Raw genomic sequence first — 15,615 nt, forward strand, 5'->3', positions numbered from 1 at the left:
TTTCAGCTGGGTGAACTTGCCGAAGTGGCCGCCACGACCAAGCCGGGGGTCGCTCGCCAGGGCGAGACCCGGCCTGCGGCGAAGGACGAAAGCTATCAATTCAATAGCTACCAGCGCACAACCTTCAAGAGCTAGACGCCAAAAACACCCTTAAATCTCGATCTTGCTACCCAGCTCGACCACGGCGTTATTCGGCAAGTTCAGGAAGTCGGCCGCGCCACTGGCGTTGTAATGCATCTGCGCAAAGAGTTTTTCTCGCCACGGCGCCATGCCACTGCCTATGGTTGGAATCACGGTGTCACGCGAAAGGAAGTAGCTGGTGGTCATGGCCTCGAGCTCGCAGCCCCGGCCCTTGAGTTGCTGCAGGGCTTTGGGCAAATCCAGATCGTTCTTGAAACCATAGTGAACATTGACCTGCCAGCAGTCATGGCCCAGGGACTCGATTTCAAGGCGCTTGTTCAAGCCTATCCAGGGCACCTCGTGGTATTTCACCGTCACGAACAGATTGTGTTCGTGCAGCACCTTGTTGTGCTTGAGGTTGTGCAGCAGCGCATTGGGCACGGTGGCGGGCTCGGCGGTCATGAAGACGGCCGTCCCTTCAACGCGCACCGGCGGGCTGACGAACACGGCATCCAGAAAGCTAGGCAGGTCTATGGCGTCGGCATGCAGTTTCTCGTTGAGAATGTGCCGCCCATCCTTCCAGGTGATCATCAGCGTGAACACCGCGCCGCCTATCAGCAGCGGGAACCAGCCGCCGGCAAACAGCTTCATGAGGTTGGAGGCGAAGAAGGCAAAGTCGACCACAAAAAACACGCCAGTGGCCGCCAGGCACAGGCTGAGCGGATATTTCCAGCCATAGCGTATGACGTAAAAGGTCAAGATGGTGGTGATCAGCATGTCGGTGCAGACCGCAATGCCGTAGGCCGCCGCCAGATTGCTTGAGGAGCGGAACATCACCACCGCCAGCACGATGGTGACGAACAGGCACCAGTTGACAAAAGGCATGTAGATCTGGCCGGTGTCGCGCACGCTGGTGTGCTGGATGTTCAGGCGCGGCAGATAGCCCATCTGAATCGCCTGCTTGGTGACGCTGAAGGCGCCGGTGATCAGCGCCTGCGAGGCGATCACCGTGGCCATGGTGGCCAGGCCCACCAGCGGCAGCAGCGCCCACTCGGGTGCCATCAGGTAAAACGGGTTTTTGACGGCCGCCGGGTTGCTCAGCAGCAATGCGCCCTGGCCGAAATAATTGAGCACCAGAGCGGGCATGACGACGCTAAACCAGGCCAGCCGGATCGGTTTTTTGCCGAAGTGGCCCAGGTCGGCGTAAAGCGCCTCGGCACCAGTTACGCACAGCACCACGGCGCCCAGGATGATGAAGGTGGTGCCGGGCTGGTTCCACATGAACATCAGCGCGTAATGCGGGCTGATCGCCTTGAGGATGGACGGATTGGTGACGATTTGCGAAACGCCCAGCAAGGCAATGACGACAAACCAGATCAGCGTGAGGGGACCGAAAAACTTGCCTATGCCGGAGGTGCCATGTTTTTGCACCGCAAACAGGCCGAACAAAATCACCAGCGTGATGGGCACCACGCCCTTGGCAAAGGCCGGCGACACCACTTCCAGACCTTCCACCGCAGAGAGCACGGAAATCGCCGGCGTGATGACCCCGTCGCCGTAAAACAGCGAGGTGCCAAAAATCCCCACCAGCAGCAGGTTGCGGCGCAGCTTGGGTCTGTCCTTGACCGCCGTGGAGGCCAGCGCCAGCATGGCAATCAGGCCGCCCTCGCCGTTGTTGTCGGCACGCAGCACCAGCACCACGTATTTGATGGAAACGATGACGGTCAGCGTCCAGACGAAGATGGACAAAATGCCGTAAACGTTATCGGGGGTGAAGGGAACGTGGCCGGAGCCGAAAACTTCCTTGATGGAATACAGGACACTGGTGCCAATGTCGCCGTACACGACGCCAATCGCGCCAAGGGTGAGTGCCGTAAGTGATGATTTTTGACTGGACACAAAAACTTCCCGTCTTTGGCGATTGACCGCAAACTGCGGTCAAAGGCGGCCAAAGCCGACGGAATGGTTGCCTAAGGGATGGCTATTTTGCGCTCAGGCGCGCAGCTTACAAGTCCGCAAACACCCCTAGCAGGCAGAAAAAGAGTTTTTGTTGCAGCGCAACAACTCCGCAGGCCAAGCCCGGCTGGTAAAGCCGGGATCAGCCCGGGTGACGGGCCAGCAGATACTATTATTTTTATAGCTTCTCACGCCCGCCACATATGGGCTAGAGGTCGAAATGGCTTAAAAATCAGGGTTTGAGAGCCGGCCGTTCAATCGTAGACCTCGGCATTCGGATCGGTGGCTTCCAGCTCATAGCTGGCGGCCAGCATGGCCAGGCGGGCGATCACACCATACATATAGAAGCGGTTCGGGCTGCTGGAGCCCGGCTTCTCACCCGGCTGGGGCAGCCGGCCGCTGTCGGCAAAGGCCAGGGGCACAAAGCTGGCACCGGGCGCGTTGAGGTTTTCGTCGACACCGCGCTCGGCATGAATGCGGTAAAAGCCGCCCACCACATAGCGGTCCATCATGTAAACCACCGGCTCGGCCACGGCGTCGTTGACGCGCTCGTTGGTCAGTACGCCTTCCTGGATGATGATTTCAGACAATGCCTGGCCATCCTTGATGGTGCTCATCTTGGTTTTGGCCTTGCGGCCCAGAGCGCTCAGCTCTTTGGCGTCGCGCACCGTCATGATGCCCATGCCGTAAGTGCCGTTGTCGGGCTTGAGCACGACAAAAGGCTTTTCGTTGATGCCGTATTCCTTGTACTTGCGCTTGATCTTGCTCAGCAGGCCATCGACATGAGAGGTCAGGCACTCCATGCCCAAGTCTTGCGCGAAATTGACTTCGCCGCATTGCGCGAACATCGGATTGATCAACCAGGGGTCTACGCCCAGCAGCTTGCCAAAGCGCTTGGAGACCTCCTCGTAAGCCTTGAAGTGGGTGGACTTGCGCCGCACCGACCAGCCGGCGTGCAGCGGCGGCAGCAAATACTGCTCGTTGAGGTCTTCCAAAATACCGGGCAGGCCGGCCGACAGGTCGTTGTTCAGCAAGATGGTGCAGGGGTCGAAGCCCTTGAGCCCCAGGCGGCGGTCGCTACGTATCAGCGGCTCTATGGTGATGCTCTCGCCGGTCGGCAGGTTCAGCGTGGTCGGCTCCTTGATCTCGGCGCTGAGCGAGCCAAAGCGCACATTCAGGCCGGCTTGGTGAAAGATGCGCTTGAGCTGCAGCAAATTGGAGAGGTAAAAGCTGTTGCGCGTATGGTTTTCCGGCACCACCAGCAGGTTGCGCGCCTCCGGGCAGATTTTTTCAATCGCGGCCATGGCGGCCTGAACGGCCAGCGGCAGCATCTGCGGCGTCAGGTTGTTCCAGCCGCCAGGGTAAAGATTGGTATCGACAGGCGCCAGCTTGAAGCCGGCATTGCGGATATCGACCGAACTGTAAAACGGCGGCGTGTGCTCCATCCACTCCAGACGAAACCAGCGCTCTATGGCCGGCGTGGTGTCGAGAATGCGCTGTTCGAGTTCGTTGATGGGGCCCGTGAGCGCCGTGATGAGATGCGGAACCATGCGGCCCTCTTGTTGTGTCTTGACGAAATGTCTGAGTGAATTCTAGGGATTTAAGGGCAGGGGCGCGAGTTGCAAGAGCGACTCGACAAGCCTTTCCATGAAATCCCCCGGCCCATGGCGGCGCACCGGACCGTGTTTCAGTCAGAAAATAACACACTCCCCCTTGAGCGCCTTGAATACCTTGAACGGTGATGCGGGCCAGAGCGGCTCAAAAGGGCTGCGCGCAGGCCCAATTTTACCGTCGCGGGTACATCAGCGCCGTGCCAAGTGTCGCGGTGCCAGACTCACTCTTGGGGCTTGGCCGCGACGGCGATGATCTCCAGTCGCCAGTCGGGGTTGATCAATTGCTGCAAGGTGCATGCGCGAGTCGGCGCATGCCCTAGTGGAATCCATTCGTCCCAGACCGCGTTCATGTCGGCATAGTCGGTGATGTCCCTCAGCAAGATCCGCACGGAAAGCAGATGATTTCGACTGCTTCCCGCCTGTTCTAGCAGCCTGTCTAGGGCGTCCAGGACTTCGCGGGTTTGCGCCTCGATGTTGCCCTGGGTGTTGGCCGCGACCTGACCGCCGATATAGATGGTGTTGTTGTGAACGACGACTTCCGAACGTCGCTTGACCGTATCAATGCGCTGCAAGCTCATGCTCAGGCCTTGTCGGCTTTGCCGGCGGCGTTGGCAAACTTGCTGAGCAATTTGTCCACCATCCAGGGCTGGCGGTCTTCGTCTTCGGCGCGTTCCTTGCGGCGAATGGCGTTGCGAACCACGATGGAGCCGACGTAACGGATGGGCTCGGGCGGAAAGTGCCCCAGCGGACCTTGCGTCAGGGGGCTGCGTGTCCATTCATTGTCCAGATCCAGCAGCATGGACGACAGTATCTGTCCGCCCATATAGGTTGGGCCGACACCGTTGCCGGAATAGCCGAAGCCGTAATAAATGTGGGAAGCGCCATTCAACTTGCCAAAGAAGGGAAAGCCGGTCACCGAGCGGTCTGACGGGCCGTTCCAGCTCGCCGTCACCGGAACATTGCGCAGTGCCGGGAAAAAGTCATGCAGCGCTTGCGTCAGTTCGGCCTCATAGGGCGAGCGCTGGTCAAAGACCGGCGCAATGCGGCCGCCCCAGGAAAAGGTGTTGCCCCCCTTGCCCAGCATGATGCGTCCGTCGACCGTGTTGCGGTAGTAGTAGACGAAGGTGCGCGAGTCAAGAACCGAAACACCATCCGTGAGGCCTATCTGCTCCAGCAGCTCCGGACATTTCTCGGTGATGACCATGTCGCTGGACACCACGGCGATGGTGCGCTCGAACTGCGGAAAGCGGCTGGCCATCCAGGCGTTGATGGCCAGCACCAGCTTCTTGGCCTTGATGCTGCCGCAAGGCGTGCGCACGATGGCCGGATGGTCGGTGCTGAAATCCAGCATGGGACTGCGCTCATAGATGCGAATGCCCATGTTGAGCGCCGCGCGCCGCAGGCCGCGCACCAGTTTGCCGGGATGCACGGTGGCGGCGATGGGCGAGTACACGCCAGCCAGGTTGCGGGCCGAACCGGAACGGCGCGCGACCTCCTCTGGCGGCATGTCGTAGTAGGACTTGATGCCGCAGGCCTCCAGCCCCTGCATCACGGGGTCCAGCGTTCCTATCTGGGCTTGCGAAGTAGCGGTGTACAGCGTGCCGTCCTGCCGCAACTCGGCATCTATACCCTGCTCGCGGCAAAAAGCGGCGATGTGCTGAACCACGGCTTCCGAGGCCTTGACCAGCCGTATTGCCTCGGCTTCGCCAAAGAGCCGGCGCAAGGTAAAAAATTTGGCCGACCAGGTCAGCAAGCAGCCGCCATTGCGACCGCTGGCCCCCGCACCGCACAGGTCGCTTTCGATGATGGCAATGTCCAGCGCCGGATTTTTCTGCTTGGCCTGAATTGCGGTCCATAAACCGGTAAAACCGCCGCCCACAATGCAGACATCGGCGGACTGTTCGCCCTGCAGGGCGGGCGCCAGATCGCCATCGTTGAACAGGGCTTGCTCTAACCAGAAGGGACGCATAGTCATTTCGCTTTCATTCGGTGGCCCTGCAGGCCGCCAGGTGGCACACAAAGTTCATAGGGGCTGGCGCAATACCGGCCGGCGAGGCCTGGTGTCCTCACGGGCTGTCCAGGCGTGTGGCGTTCAGCACCGTGTCCAGGCGTGCCGCGCGCTTGGTCAAGGCGCCCATCACCGCCGCCAATTTCTCGGGTGATTTCGCGTTCTCTGCCATGGCATTGGTCAAGGCCTGAAAGAGCTCCAGATCAACGACGGGACGCAGCTGGTAGTTCGACGAGGCGCGAAAACTCCCCAGGCCATTGATACGCTTCAAGGTGGCTTTTTCCGCCTCGGTGCGACCGTATGCGGTAAAGAATTTCTTGATGCGCTGCTGCGTCGCGACCGGCAGGTCCTTGCGATACACCATGGGGTCGTTGGGAATCAGCGGCGACTCCCAGATCACGCTGACACGCGCGAACTTCTCGGCAAACTCGGCCTGGTAACGGGGTAGCTCCTCGGTGTTGTTGGTCGCCAGGTCCACCCGGCCATCGGCCACGGCGAGGAAGTTGTCCATGTGGTTGGCATGGCTGAGCTGCTTGAAGTGCTTTTCCGGCGCTATCTTGTTCTTGGCGAACACATAGTAGTTGGGCACCAGATAGCCTGAGGTGGACTTCTTGTCGCCCGCGCCGAAGCTATAGCTGCCCGGGCGCGTGATGACATCGGCCAGCGACTGGATGGGGCCGCCCTTGCGGGCGAACAACACAGACTTGTAGCCGCGCGAGCCGTCCAGCCTCACCATTTGCGCGAACACGGCGGCCTGGTCGTTTTCCACCAGTTCTATCGCCAGCTTGTTGTTGATCCACGCGACCTGAACGCTGCCGTCCTTCAGCGCGCCCGAGATATCGGCGTAGTTCTTGGAGGCCAGCACCTTGACCGGTGTCTGCAGTTCCCGGGCCAGGGCCTCGATCAAGGGCTTCCAGTCCTCGGTGACATTTTCCGCGGTGCTGGCGGCGATCAAGCCCACGGTCAGTGCCGGGGTGTTGTCGGCGGCACGGGCGGCCAGCGGCCCCAGCAAGCCCAGACACAGCAGGGCCAACATTGAACGCCTGAGGGCGCGGTGGTTCAAGGCTCTCATGGGCTTGGGCTCTCCAGCAAGGTCAGTGGATCGTGGTAGCCGAGGTGGAGCTCGTTGGCCACCTCCCGGCAGGTCACCTTGCCGTGGGCCACATTGAGGCCCATGCGCAGATGAACATCGTCTTTCAAGGCCTGCTGCCAGCCCTTGTTGGCCAGCGCCAGCACATAGGGCAAGGTGGCGTTGTTGAGCGCATAGGTCGAGGTGCGCGGCACGCCGCCCGGCATGTTGGCCACACAGTAATGCACGACGCCGTCGACCACATAGGTCGGATCCGCGTGGGTGGTGGCGTGTGAGGTTTCGAAGCAGCCGCCCTGGTCGATGGCGACATCGACCACCACCGCGCCCGGCTTCATGCGCGTCAACATGGCCCGTGTCACCAGCTTGGGCGCCGCGGCGCCTGGGATCAGCACGCCGCCTATGACGGCGTCGGCCGACAACACCTGCTCTTCGATGTTGTCGCGATTGGAAAACAGCGTGGTGACGCGCGCGCCCAGCAGCCTGTCCATGCGGCGCAGAGCGTCCAGACTGCGGTCTATCACCACCACCTGGGCTCCGGTGCCGACCGCCATTTGCGCGGCGTTGGAGCCGACGACGCCGGCGCCCAGGATCACGATCTTGGCCGGTGCCACGCCGGGCACGCCGCCCAGCAGAATGCCGCGCCCGCCATGGACGCGCTCCAGGCTGTGCGCCGCGGCCTGGATGGCCATGCGGCCCGCCACTTCCGACATCGGCGCCAGCAGCGGCAAGCCGCCGCCGGCCTGCGTCACGGTTTCGTAGGCGATGCAGACGGCGCCGCTGCCCATCAAGTCCTTGCATTGCTGCGGGTCGGGCGCCAGGTGCAAATAGGTGAACAGCAACTGGCCTGGCCTGAGCTGCGCGCGCTCCTGGGCCTGCGGCTCCTTGACCTTGACGATCATGTCGGCGCGCGCGAACACCTCATCGGCGCCCTGGACGATGCCGGCACCCGCCACCTCGTACTCGGTGTCGCTGGCGCCTATGCCGGCGCCGGCATTGCGTTCCACGATGACGCGATGGCCCGCCGCCGTCAGCTCGCGCACCGACGAAGGCGTCAGGCCGACGCGGTACTCATGGTTCTTGATTTCCTTGGGGACTCCGATCAGCATGGCTCTTATCTCCTGTGTGGATGAAGAAGGCGTAACGCGGTTTCAGAGGCTGTGGGAGGGGCGCGCCGGCTGGCGCGCCAACGCTTACCAGGGCAGCGAATAAGTCTTGCAGTTGCTAAAGCTCTTCATCGCCTCAAGCACGCCTTCCTTGTAGCCCAGGCCGGAGTCCTTGATGCCGCCGAAGGGCGTGAGCTCCAAGCGGTAGCCCGGCACTTCGCGCACATTGACGCTGCCGACGTTGAGCTCGCGGATGAAGCGCGTGATGTAGTCGAGGCGGTTGGTGCACACCGCCGACGACAGGCCGTAGGCCGTACCGTTGGAGATGCGGATCGCGTCCTCTATGGTCTTGAAGCGAATGACGGGCGAGACCGGACCGAAGGTTTCCTGCTTGGCCACCGTCATCTCGGGATCGACGTGGTCCAGCAGCGTGGGCGAATACAGGGCGCCGCGCCGCACATTGCCGTAGAGCAGCTTGGCGCCGCCGGCAATGGCCTCGTTCACCACCGCCTCGAAGTGCATGGCGGCGGGCTCGTCGATCACCGTGCCCATGTCCGTGTTGGGGTCCATGGGGTCGCCGTACTTCAGGGCTTTGGTCTTCTCGAGCAGCAATTCAACGAAACGGTCGGCGACGCTTTCCTGCACCAGCATGCGCTTGATGGCGGTGCAGCGCTGGCCAGAATTTTTGTAGGAGCCGGCGGCCGCCAGCGTGGCGGCTTCCTCGATGTCGGCGTCTTCCATCACGATGATGGGGTCGTTGCCGCCCAGCTCGAGAATCTGTCGCTTGTAAGCGGCCTTGCCGGCGATGTACTTGCCGATGGCCACGCCGCCGGTGAAGGTGACCAGGTCAACGTCGGGGCTGGTCAGCATCTCGTCGGCGATCTCGCGCGGGTCGCCGGTGATCACCGACAGCATTTGCGGCGGCAGACCCGCTTCGTACAGGATGTCGGCCAGGATGAAGGCCGTCAGCGGCGTCTTCTCGCTGGGCTTGAGCACCATGCGGTTGTTGGTGGCGATGGAGGGCGCGACCTTGTGGATCACCTGGTTCAGCGGGTGGTTGAAGGGCGTGATGGCGGTGATCGCGCCCAGCAGCGGCTCCTTCATGGTGTAGACCTTGCGGCTCTTGCCGTGGTGCGTCAGGTCGCAGGAGAACACCTGGCCGTCATCGACCAGCGCCTGGTTGGCCGCGAACAACAACACGTCGGAAGCGCGGCCGACTTCATACAGCGAATCCTTTCGGCACAGCCCCGATTCGAGCGTGATGGTGCGCGAGATTTCATCCAGGCGCGAGGCGATGATTTCGCCGGCGCGCATCAGGATTTTGTAGCGCTCGTAGCGCGTCAGCGTCGGCTTGTAGTCGCGGGCGATGCGGTAGGCGCGCCGCACGTCTTCCAGCGTGGCCTTGGGCACCGTGGCGATCACCTCGCCGGTGTAGGGGTAGGTGACCTCTATCACCTCGTCGCGATAGACCTTTTCGCCGGCGATGCGCAGCGCTTCGCGGTGGATGGCGACGGGTTTCAGCAGTGCTTGATTCATCGTTGTTCTCCTGATGGCAATGGTGCGTTATTGGGCGTGGTTCAAGGCCAGGTCGAGGGCATCGAAGTTGCGCAACCGACGGCTGCTCTCAATGCCTTTGACCGGGCGATTGCAGATCAGCGGCACGCGCTGCTCGGACACGCCACCATGCGAGCGCAGCGGCACCTCCAGTGCGGAAAGATCATGGCGGCTGGCCGAGGTGCCTATCACCGTGCTCTGCTCGCTGACAACAACGATGTCGCCGATGCGGTCCGGCGGCAGCTCGAAACGCGCGGCGGCCTCGGCGCGCGTCAACACAAACTCCATGCCTGGCACCTCTTTGATGCGGGCTATCCATTGCGTCGCGCTGGCCTCGTCGGGCGCGTAGACGGTGGCGAAGGAGCCGAGCGCGCCATGGTGCACCACGTAAGGGTCGGTGATGGGCAATATGACCCGTGCCTTTTCAGCGCCGTACCAACCGTCGAGTACGTCCTGCAGGTAGATCACATTGGGAGCGCCGTCCACGCCGTGTTTGTCATTCATGCCATGGTCGGCGGTGAGCACGATGGTGGCGCCGAGTTCGTCGAGCTGCGCCAGGTAGCCGTCCATCATGGCGTAGAAGGCATTCGCGGCCGGGCTACCCGGCGCGGCCTTGTGCTGCACATAGTCCGTGGTCGAAAGGTACATCAGGTCGGGTCGCTGCGTTTGCATCAGCTTGACGCCCGCCGCAAAAACAAACTCGGACAGCTCGGCGCTGTAAACCGAGGGAACCGGCATGCCCACCAGCGCGACCACGCCATCAATACCGTTCTCCGCGATCGTCGCTTCTTCGGCCTTCTCGGACGAAAAGCAGATGCCCTTCATTTTGTTGCCCAGCAGCTTGCGCAGCTTGTCTTTGGCCGTGACCACGGCCACCTTGGCGCCGGCATCGGCAAAGGCCGCCAGCACGGTGCCAGCGCGCAGGTATTTGGGGTCGTTCATCATGACTTCCTGACCCAGCTCGCGGTCGAAGAAGTAGTTGCCGCAGATGCCGTGGACCGCTGGCGGCGCGCCGGTGACTATGGACAGGTTGTTGGGGTTGGTAAACGATGGCACGACGCAGTCGGCCAGCAGATTGGCGCCTGTCCTCATCATGCGTTCCAGGTAGGGCGTCACGCCGGCGGCCACCGCGGCATCGAGGTAGGCCGGCTCACAGCCGTCCACGCAAACGACGACCACGGGACGGTTCATCCAGCGGTAGTTCCGGGCATTGACTTCTAGTGTCTGGGATGTCATTTCGGGCTTCCTTGGTGCGGTTGAAAAATTGGATTGCTGATGGTTTCGTCGGGACGACCGAAGGCTTTGTGCATACGTGCGCGGCTAACCGCGACGTGCTCGCGCATGGCCTTGCCGGCACGATCCGCATCGCCGCTGGCAATGGCGTCGACGATTTCACGATGTTCATCGACGGAGACGCGCAGTCCGCCACCACTGTCCAGGGCACGCATCCGGAACAGATGCAACTCCTTGATCAGGCGCTTGTAGGTTTCGATCAACTTCTGGCTGCCCGCGGTCTCGAGCAGGATCTCGTGGAACTGAAGATTGAGTTGCGCGTATTGCTCCACGTCAGCGGCCTGAGCGGCCGATTTCATAGGTGCCAGCATGCCTTTCAGGCGCTCAAGCGCATCCGGCTTCATGGCGCTGGCCACGCGACGCCCGATGATCTCTTCCAGCGCTTCGCGCAGCTCGTAGATTTCGTCGGCTTCCTCAAACCCGATTTCACGGACGAAGACGCCCCGGTTTTTTTCATTGCGCACCAGACCGGCCTCTTCCAGCGCCCGCAAAGCCTCGCGGATAGGGCCGCGGCTGGTATTGAAGCGCTGCGACAGCTCGCTCTCGTTGATCCGGCTACCCACAGCCAACTCGCCCGTCATGATGAGACGCTCGATTTCTTCCTGCATCAGCATGGGAAGGGAGCTGGACTGAAGAAAGGCCAGGGCCGCGGTGGAATTATTTGCTTGCATGGTGGGTATTTTCATTTTTAAATTGAAAATTGTCAACAATCTTTTATTGACAGTCTTCGATCGACGTTCTACATTTCGTTCACCGAAGCGAAGTCGCTTGCCCAGAATGCCACCCGCACCCTTGCGGAAAAGCGCTGCCAAGTAGCTGGCCGAAGTGAGAAGCCAAATCGTGTTGGTTCTCGGAATTCGCTAACTTCCGTTGATTGACACGCCCAATTACTACAGGAGACAAAGATGACCACGAGACACAACCCGAAGCGACTGTTGATGGCCTTGAGCGCCGCGGTATTGAGCCTTGCCGCCACGGCCGCAATGGCGCAGCCGAAAACGCCACTGCTGGTCTACACCGCGCTGGAAACCGACGCGATGAAGCTGTACAAGGACGGCTTCGAGAAAGCCAATCCCGACATCGAAGTGAAGTGGGTTCGCGATTCGACCGGCATCGTGACGGCCAAGCTGCTCGCCGAAAAGGCCAATCCGCAGGCCGACGTGGTCGCCGGCCTGGCGGCCAGCAGCCTGGCCCTGCTGGAGCAGGAAGGCATGCTGGTGGCCTATGAGCCCAAGGGCTTCAAGGAACTCAACCCCAGCTACTCCGACACCAAGCGCCCGCCGGCCTGGGTGGGCATGGACGTCTGGGCCGCCACCATCTGCTTCAACACCGTCGAAGCGAAAAAACGCGGCCTGCCCAAGCCAGAGAGCTGGAAGGATCTGGCCAAACCCATTTACAAGGGCGCCATCACCATGCCGCACCCGGCGTCCAGCGGCACCGGCTACCTCGACGTGTCCTCCTGGCTGCAGATGTGGGGCAACACCGAGGGCTGGAAGTACATGGATGCGCTGCACGAAAACATCGCGCAATACGTGCATTCGGGCTCCAAGCCTTGCAAGCAGGCCGGCTCCGGGGAGTTTCCGATTGGCATCTCGTTTGAGTTCCGCGCCCACCAGGTCAGGAAGTCGGGGGCACCGGTGGAGCTGATCTTCCCCAAGGAAGGCCTGGGTTGGGACATAGAAGCCACCAGCGTCATGAAGACCAGTAAAAAAATGGCGCAAGCCAAACGCTTCGCCGACTGGATGGCAAGCAAGGAAGCCAACCAGATCACCGCCACCTGGTGGGCCGTGGTCGCCTATCCCGGCGTGGCCAAGAAACTGGAAGGCATCCCGGAAAACTACGAGAAGCTGCTGGCAAAGAACGACATCAACTGGGCCGCCAAGAATCGCGAGCAGATTCTGGCCGAGTGGAGCAAGCGCTACGAAGGCAAGTCGGAAGCCAAATAGACGCCCATCGCATCCCTGATTTCAACCCCCTGGACGCCGCCACGGCGGCGTCCATCAACGATGAGTTCGAAAAAATGGATATGAGCCCCACCCAATTCATGGCCGCGCCAGCGCAGCAGGCCCGCGCCGCGCTCGAGGTGATTGGCATACGCAAGGACTTCGAGTCCTTCAGTGCCCTGCGCGACGTCCACCTGCGCGTCAACCCGGGTGAGATGCTCTGCTTTCTCGGCCCGTCCGGCTGCGGCAAGACGACCTTGCTGCGCATCATTGCCGGCCTGGAGACGCAGACCTCGGGGCAGATTCTGCAAAATGGCCGGGACATCTCGTGGTTGCCAGCCGACAAGCGCGACTACGGCATCGTGTTCCAGTCCTACGCCCTCTTTCCCAACCTAACGATTGCCGACAACGTCGGCTACGGGCTGGTCAACAGCAAGGCCAAAAGGGCCGAAGTCAAGGCGCGCACCGAAGAGTTGCTCAAGCTTGTCGGCCTGCCCACCTCGGGCCAAAAATACCCCAGCCAGCTGTCGGGCGGACAACAGCAGCGGATCGCGCTGGCCCGCGCCCTGGCAACGCGGCCCGGCCTGCTGCTGCTCGACGAACCGCTGTCGGCGCTAGACGCGCTGGAGCGCATTCGCCTGCGCGGCGAAATCCGCCGCCTGCAAAAGCAGGTCGGCATCACGACCATCATGGTCACGCACGATCAGGAAGAGGCCTTGTCCATCGCCGACCGCGTGGTCGTCATGAACCAGGGCGTCATAGAGCAGGTCGGCACCCCCATGGAGATCTACGAACGACCGGCCACCCCCTTCGTCGCCGACTTCGTCGGCAAGGTCAATGTGCTGCGCGCGCAGGCCCTTGGCGGCAACTTGTTCCGCGTCGGTGAGATGGAGCTGCAATGCGATGCCTGCAACACGGGCTTCGCACCCGGCGAAGCGGTGAACCTCTATCTGCGACCGGAAGACCGCGTGGCCGAGCATCTGCAGCCCGACACGCCGAACCGCATGCGCGTGCGCGTGACCAAGGTCGAGTTTCTCGGCGGCTTGTGCATCGCCGAGGTGAGCGCCGACGCCCTGGGCGGCCAAACCCTGGGCCTGAACTTCTCGCTCAACCAGTTGCACGACCTGAACATCCGCGAAGGCAACCACCTCGACATCGCCCTGCGCGCCAACCGCATTCGGGCCTTTTCTGCAAAGGCGGCCCAAGCATGAACACCCTGGCACGCCCTCTTCCCGCGCCCGCTGGCCGCGTCGGCATGCGCTGGAGCCGTGACGAGACCATCGCCCGGGCTCTTCTGATCGGCGTGATGGGAATGCTGTTGCTGTTCCTGATCGCGCCGCTGAGCACCATCTTGCTCTATGCCGTCGAAGACAAACAGGGCCGCTTCGTCGGCCTGAGCCACTTCATCACCTATTTCCAGACCCCCAGCCTGATGCGGGCGGCGTGGAACTCGATCTGGGTGGCCACGGTGGTGGTGCTGATTTCGGTACCGATGGCCTTCATCTTCGCCTATGCGCTGACGCGCAGCTGCATACCGGCGCCGCTCAAGGCGACCTTTCGCCTGATCGCGCTCATCCCCCTGCTGGCGCCCTCGCTGCTGTCGGCCATCTCCTTCGTGCAATGGTTCGGTAACCAGGGCGCGCTCAAGTTTTTGCTGGGCGGCGCCTCCATCTACGGCGCGCCCGGGATCATCCTTGCCGAGGTCTACAACACCTTTCCGCACGCCTTGATGATTCTCGTCACCGCGCTCTCGCTGGCCGACGGTCGGCTCTATGAAGCGGCCACCGCGCTCAGGACAAAGGCCTCGCGCCAGTTCATGACCATTACGCTGCCCTCGTGCAAATACGGCCTGGCCAGCGCCGCGACGGTGGTCTTCACCTACGTCATCAGCGACTTCGGCGCACCCAAGGTGATAGGCGGAAACTTCAACGTGCTGTCGGTCGATGTGTTCAAGCAAGTGGTCGGCCAGCACAACTTTTCCATGGGTGCGGTGGTCGGCTTGCTGCTGCTGATTCCCTCCGTCCTCTCCTTCATCATCGACTACGTCGTGCGGCGCAAGGTCAAGGCCCAGCTGACGGCCCGCTCGGTGCCGCTCAGCCCCAAACCGCGCCGGCTGACCGACGCCTTGCTGACGCTGTTCTGCGGCCTTGTGTGCGCGCTGCTGCTGGCCACGGTCGGCATGGCGATCTACACCTCGCTCATCACGCTGTGGCCTTACGACCTGTCCTTCACGCTCAAGCACTACCACTTCGCACTGGTCGAGAGCGACATGTCCGCCGCCTACACCAACAGCCTGATTGTGGCCAGCTGCACCGCCCTGGGCGGATCGCTGATCGTTTTCGTCGGCGCCTACCTGATAGAGAAGACACGCAATCTGGGCCTGCTGCGGCCGGCGATGCACCTGATGGCGGTCTTGTCCATGGCCGTGCCGGGCCTGGTGCTGGGCCTGGGCTATGTGATGTTTTTCAACCATCCGGCGAATCCGCTGAACGTCCTCTACCAGACGATGGCGATCCTGATCGTTTCTATGATTGTTCATTACTACACCTCCAGCCACCTCACCGCCGTGACCGCGCTCAAGCAGATAGACAACGAGTTCGAGGCGGTATCGGCCTCGCTCAAGGTGCCCGCGCTCAAGACTTTCGTTCGCGTCACGGTGCCGGTCTGCCTGCCGGTGCTCCTGGACATAGGCCGCTACTACTTTGTGGTCTCCATGGCCAGCCTGTCCGCGGCAATCTTTCTGTACACGCCCAACACCATTCTCGCGTCGGTCGCCATCATGCATCTGGATGACGCCGGTGACGTCGGGCCGGCGTCGGCCCTGGCCAGCCTGATCGTCGTCACCTCGGTATTTGTCTGCATCGTCTATTCGCTGCTGACGCGCGTTCTGCTCTCCCGCACCCAGGCGTGGCGCAATCTGGCCCGCAGCTGAATC

General features: G+C 61.8%; 12 protein-coding genes. 3 read left to right on the plus strand and 9 right to left on the minus strand.

Going from position 1 to position 15,615, the window contains the following annotated elements; all coding sequences use genetic code 11:
• Positions 1 to 150 precede the first annotated feature (150 nt).
• The 9 genes from BM160_RS11370 to BM160_RS11410 form a co-directional block, all read right to left on the minus strand.
• A complete protein-coding gene (locus BM160_RS11370) occupies positions 151 to 2,019 on the minus strand; it encodes a potassium transporter Kup (protein ID WP_092005116.1) in 1,869 nt (622 codons plus the stop codon).
• A 311-nt stretch (positions 2,020 to 2,330) separates the two neighbouring features.
• The gene (gene gshA, locus BM160_RS11375; protein WP_092005119.1) at positions 2,331 to 3,626 is read right to left on the minus strand and encodes a glutamate--cysteine ligase; all 1,296 of its coding nucleotides are present in this window, start codon (positions 3,624 to 3,626) and stop codon (positions 2,331 to 2,333) included.
• Positions 3,627 to 3,910: 284 nt separating this feature from the next.
• A complete protein-coding gene (locus BM160_RS11380) occupies positions 3,911 to 4,267 on the minus strand; it encodes a RidA family protein (protein WP_092005122.1) in 357 nt (118 codons plus the stop codon).
• A gap of 2 nt (positions 4,268 to 4,269) precedes the next feature.
• Positions 4,270 to 5,658: an FAD-dependent oxidoreductase gene (locus tag BM160_RS11385; protein ID WP_092005125.1), complete on the minus strand. Its 1,389-nt coding sequence runs from the start codon at positions 5,656 to 5,658 to the stop codon at positions 4,270 to 4,272.
• 97 nt (positions 5,659 to 5,755) lie between these two features.
• Positions 5,756 to 6,769 carry a phosphate/phosphite/phosphonate ABC transporter substrate-binding protein gene (gene phnD, locus BM160_RS11390; protein ID WP_092005128.1) on the minus strand — a complete coding sequence of 338 codons (1,014 nt, stop codon included), beginning with the start codon at positions 6,767 to 6,769 and terminating at the stop codon, positions 5,756 to 5,758.
• Positions 6,766 to 7,893 carry an alanine dehydrogenase gene (gene ald / locus BM160_RS11395; RefSeq protein WP_092005130.1) on the minus strand — a complete coding sequence of 376 codons (1,128 nt, stop codon included), beginning with the start codon at positions 7,891 to 7,893 and terminating at the stop codon, positions 6,766 to 6,768. Before ald ends, phnD begins: the two co-directional genes overlap by 4 nt.
• A gap of 84 nt (positions 7,894 to 7,977) precedes the next feature.
• Complete coding sequence (phnY, locus tag BM160_RS11400; protein ID WP_092005133.1) at positions 7,978 to 9,426, minus strand: phosphonoacetaldehyde dehydrogenase; 1,449 nt, start codon at positions 9,424 to 9,426, stop codon at positions 7,978 to 7,980.
• Positions 9,427 to 9,453: 27 nt separating this feature from the next.
• Positions 9,454 to 10,680, minus strand: a complete 1,227-nt coding sequence (phnA, locus tag BM160_RS11405; RefSeq protein ID WP_092005135.1) for a phosphonoacetate hydrolase — start codon at positions 10,678 to 10,680, stop codon at positions 9,454 to 9,456.
• On the minus strand, positions 10,677 to 11,549 hold the full coding sequence (locus BM160_RS11410; RefSeq protein ID WP_369821774.1) for a phosphonate utilization associated transcriptional regulator: 873 nt from the start codon (positions 11,547 to 11,549) through the stop codon (positions 10,677 to 10,679). The genes phnA and BM160_RS11410 overlap by 4 nt, the downstream gene beginning before the upstream one ends.
• Before the next feature lie 93 nt (positions 11,550 to 11,642).
• Between BM160_RS11410 and BM160_RS11415 the strand changes: the two genes are divergently transcribed.
• The 3 genes from BM160_RS11415 to BM160_RS11425 all read left to right on the plus strand — a co-directional run bounded on the left by BM160_RS11415 (position 11,643) and on the right by BM160_RS11425 (position 15,612).
• On the plus strand, positions 11,643 to 12,683 hold the full coding sequence (locus BM160_RS11415; protein WP_092005138.1) for a putative 2-aminoethylphosphonate ABC transporter substrate-binding protein: 1,041 nt from the start codon (positions 11,643 to 11,645) through the stop codon (positions 12,681 to 12,683).
• A gap of 74 nt (positions 12,684 to 12,757) precedes the next feature.
• A complete protein-coding gene (locus BM160_RS11420) occupies positions 12,758 to 13,891 on the plus strand; it encodes a putative 2-aminoethylphosphonate ABC transporter ATP-binding protein (protein WP_092005401.1) in 1,134 nt (377 codons plus the stop codon).
• Positions 13,888 to 15,612, plus strand: a complete 1,725-nt coding sequence (locus tag BM160_RS11425) for a putative 2-aminoethylphosphonate ABC transporter permease subunit (RefSeq protein WP_092005141.1) — start codon at positions 13,888 to 13,890, stop codon at positions 15,610 to 15,612. The genes BM160_RS11420 and BM160_RS11425 overlap by 4 nt, the downstream gene beginning before the upstream one ends.
• Positions 15,613 to 15,615: the final 3 nt, after the last annotated feature.

Source organism: Polaromonas sp. OV174 (assembly GCF_900112285.1).
GTDB lineage: Bacteria > Pseudomonadota > Gammaproteobacteria > Burkholderiales > Burkholderiaceae_C > Polaromonas.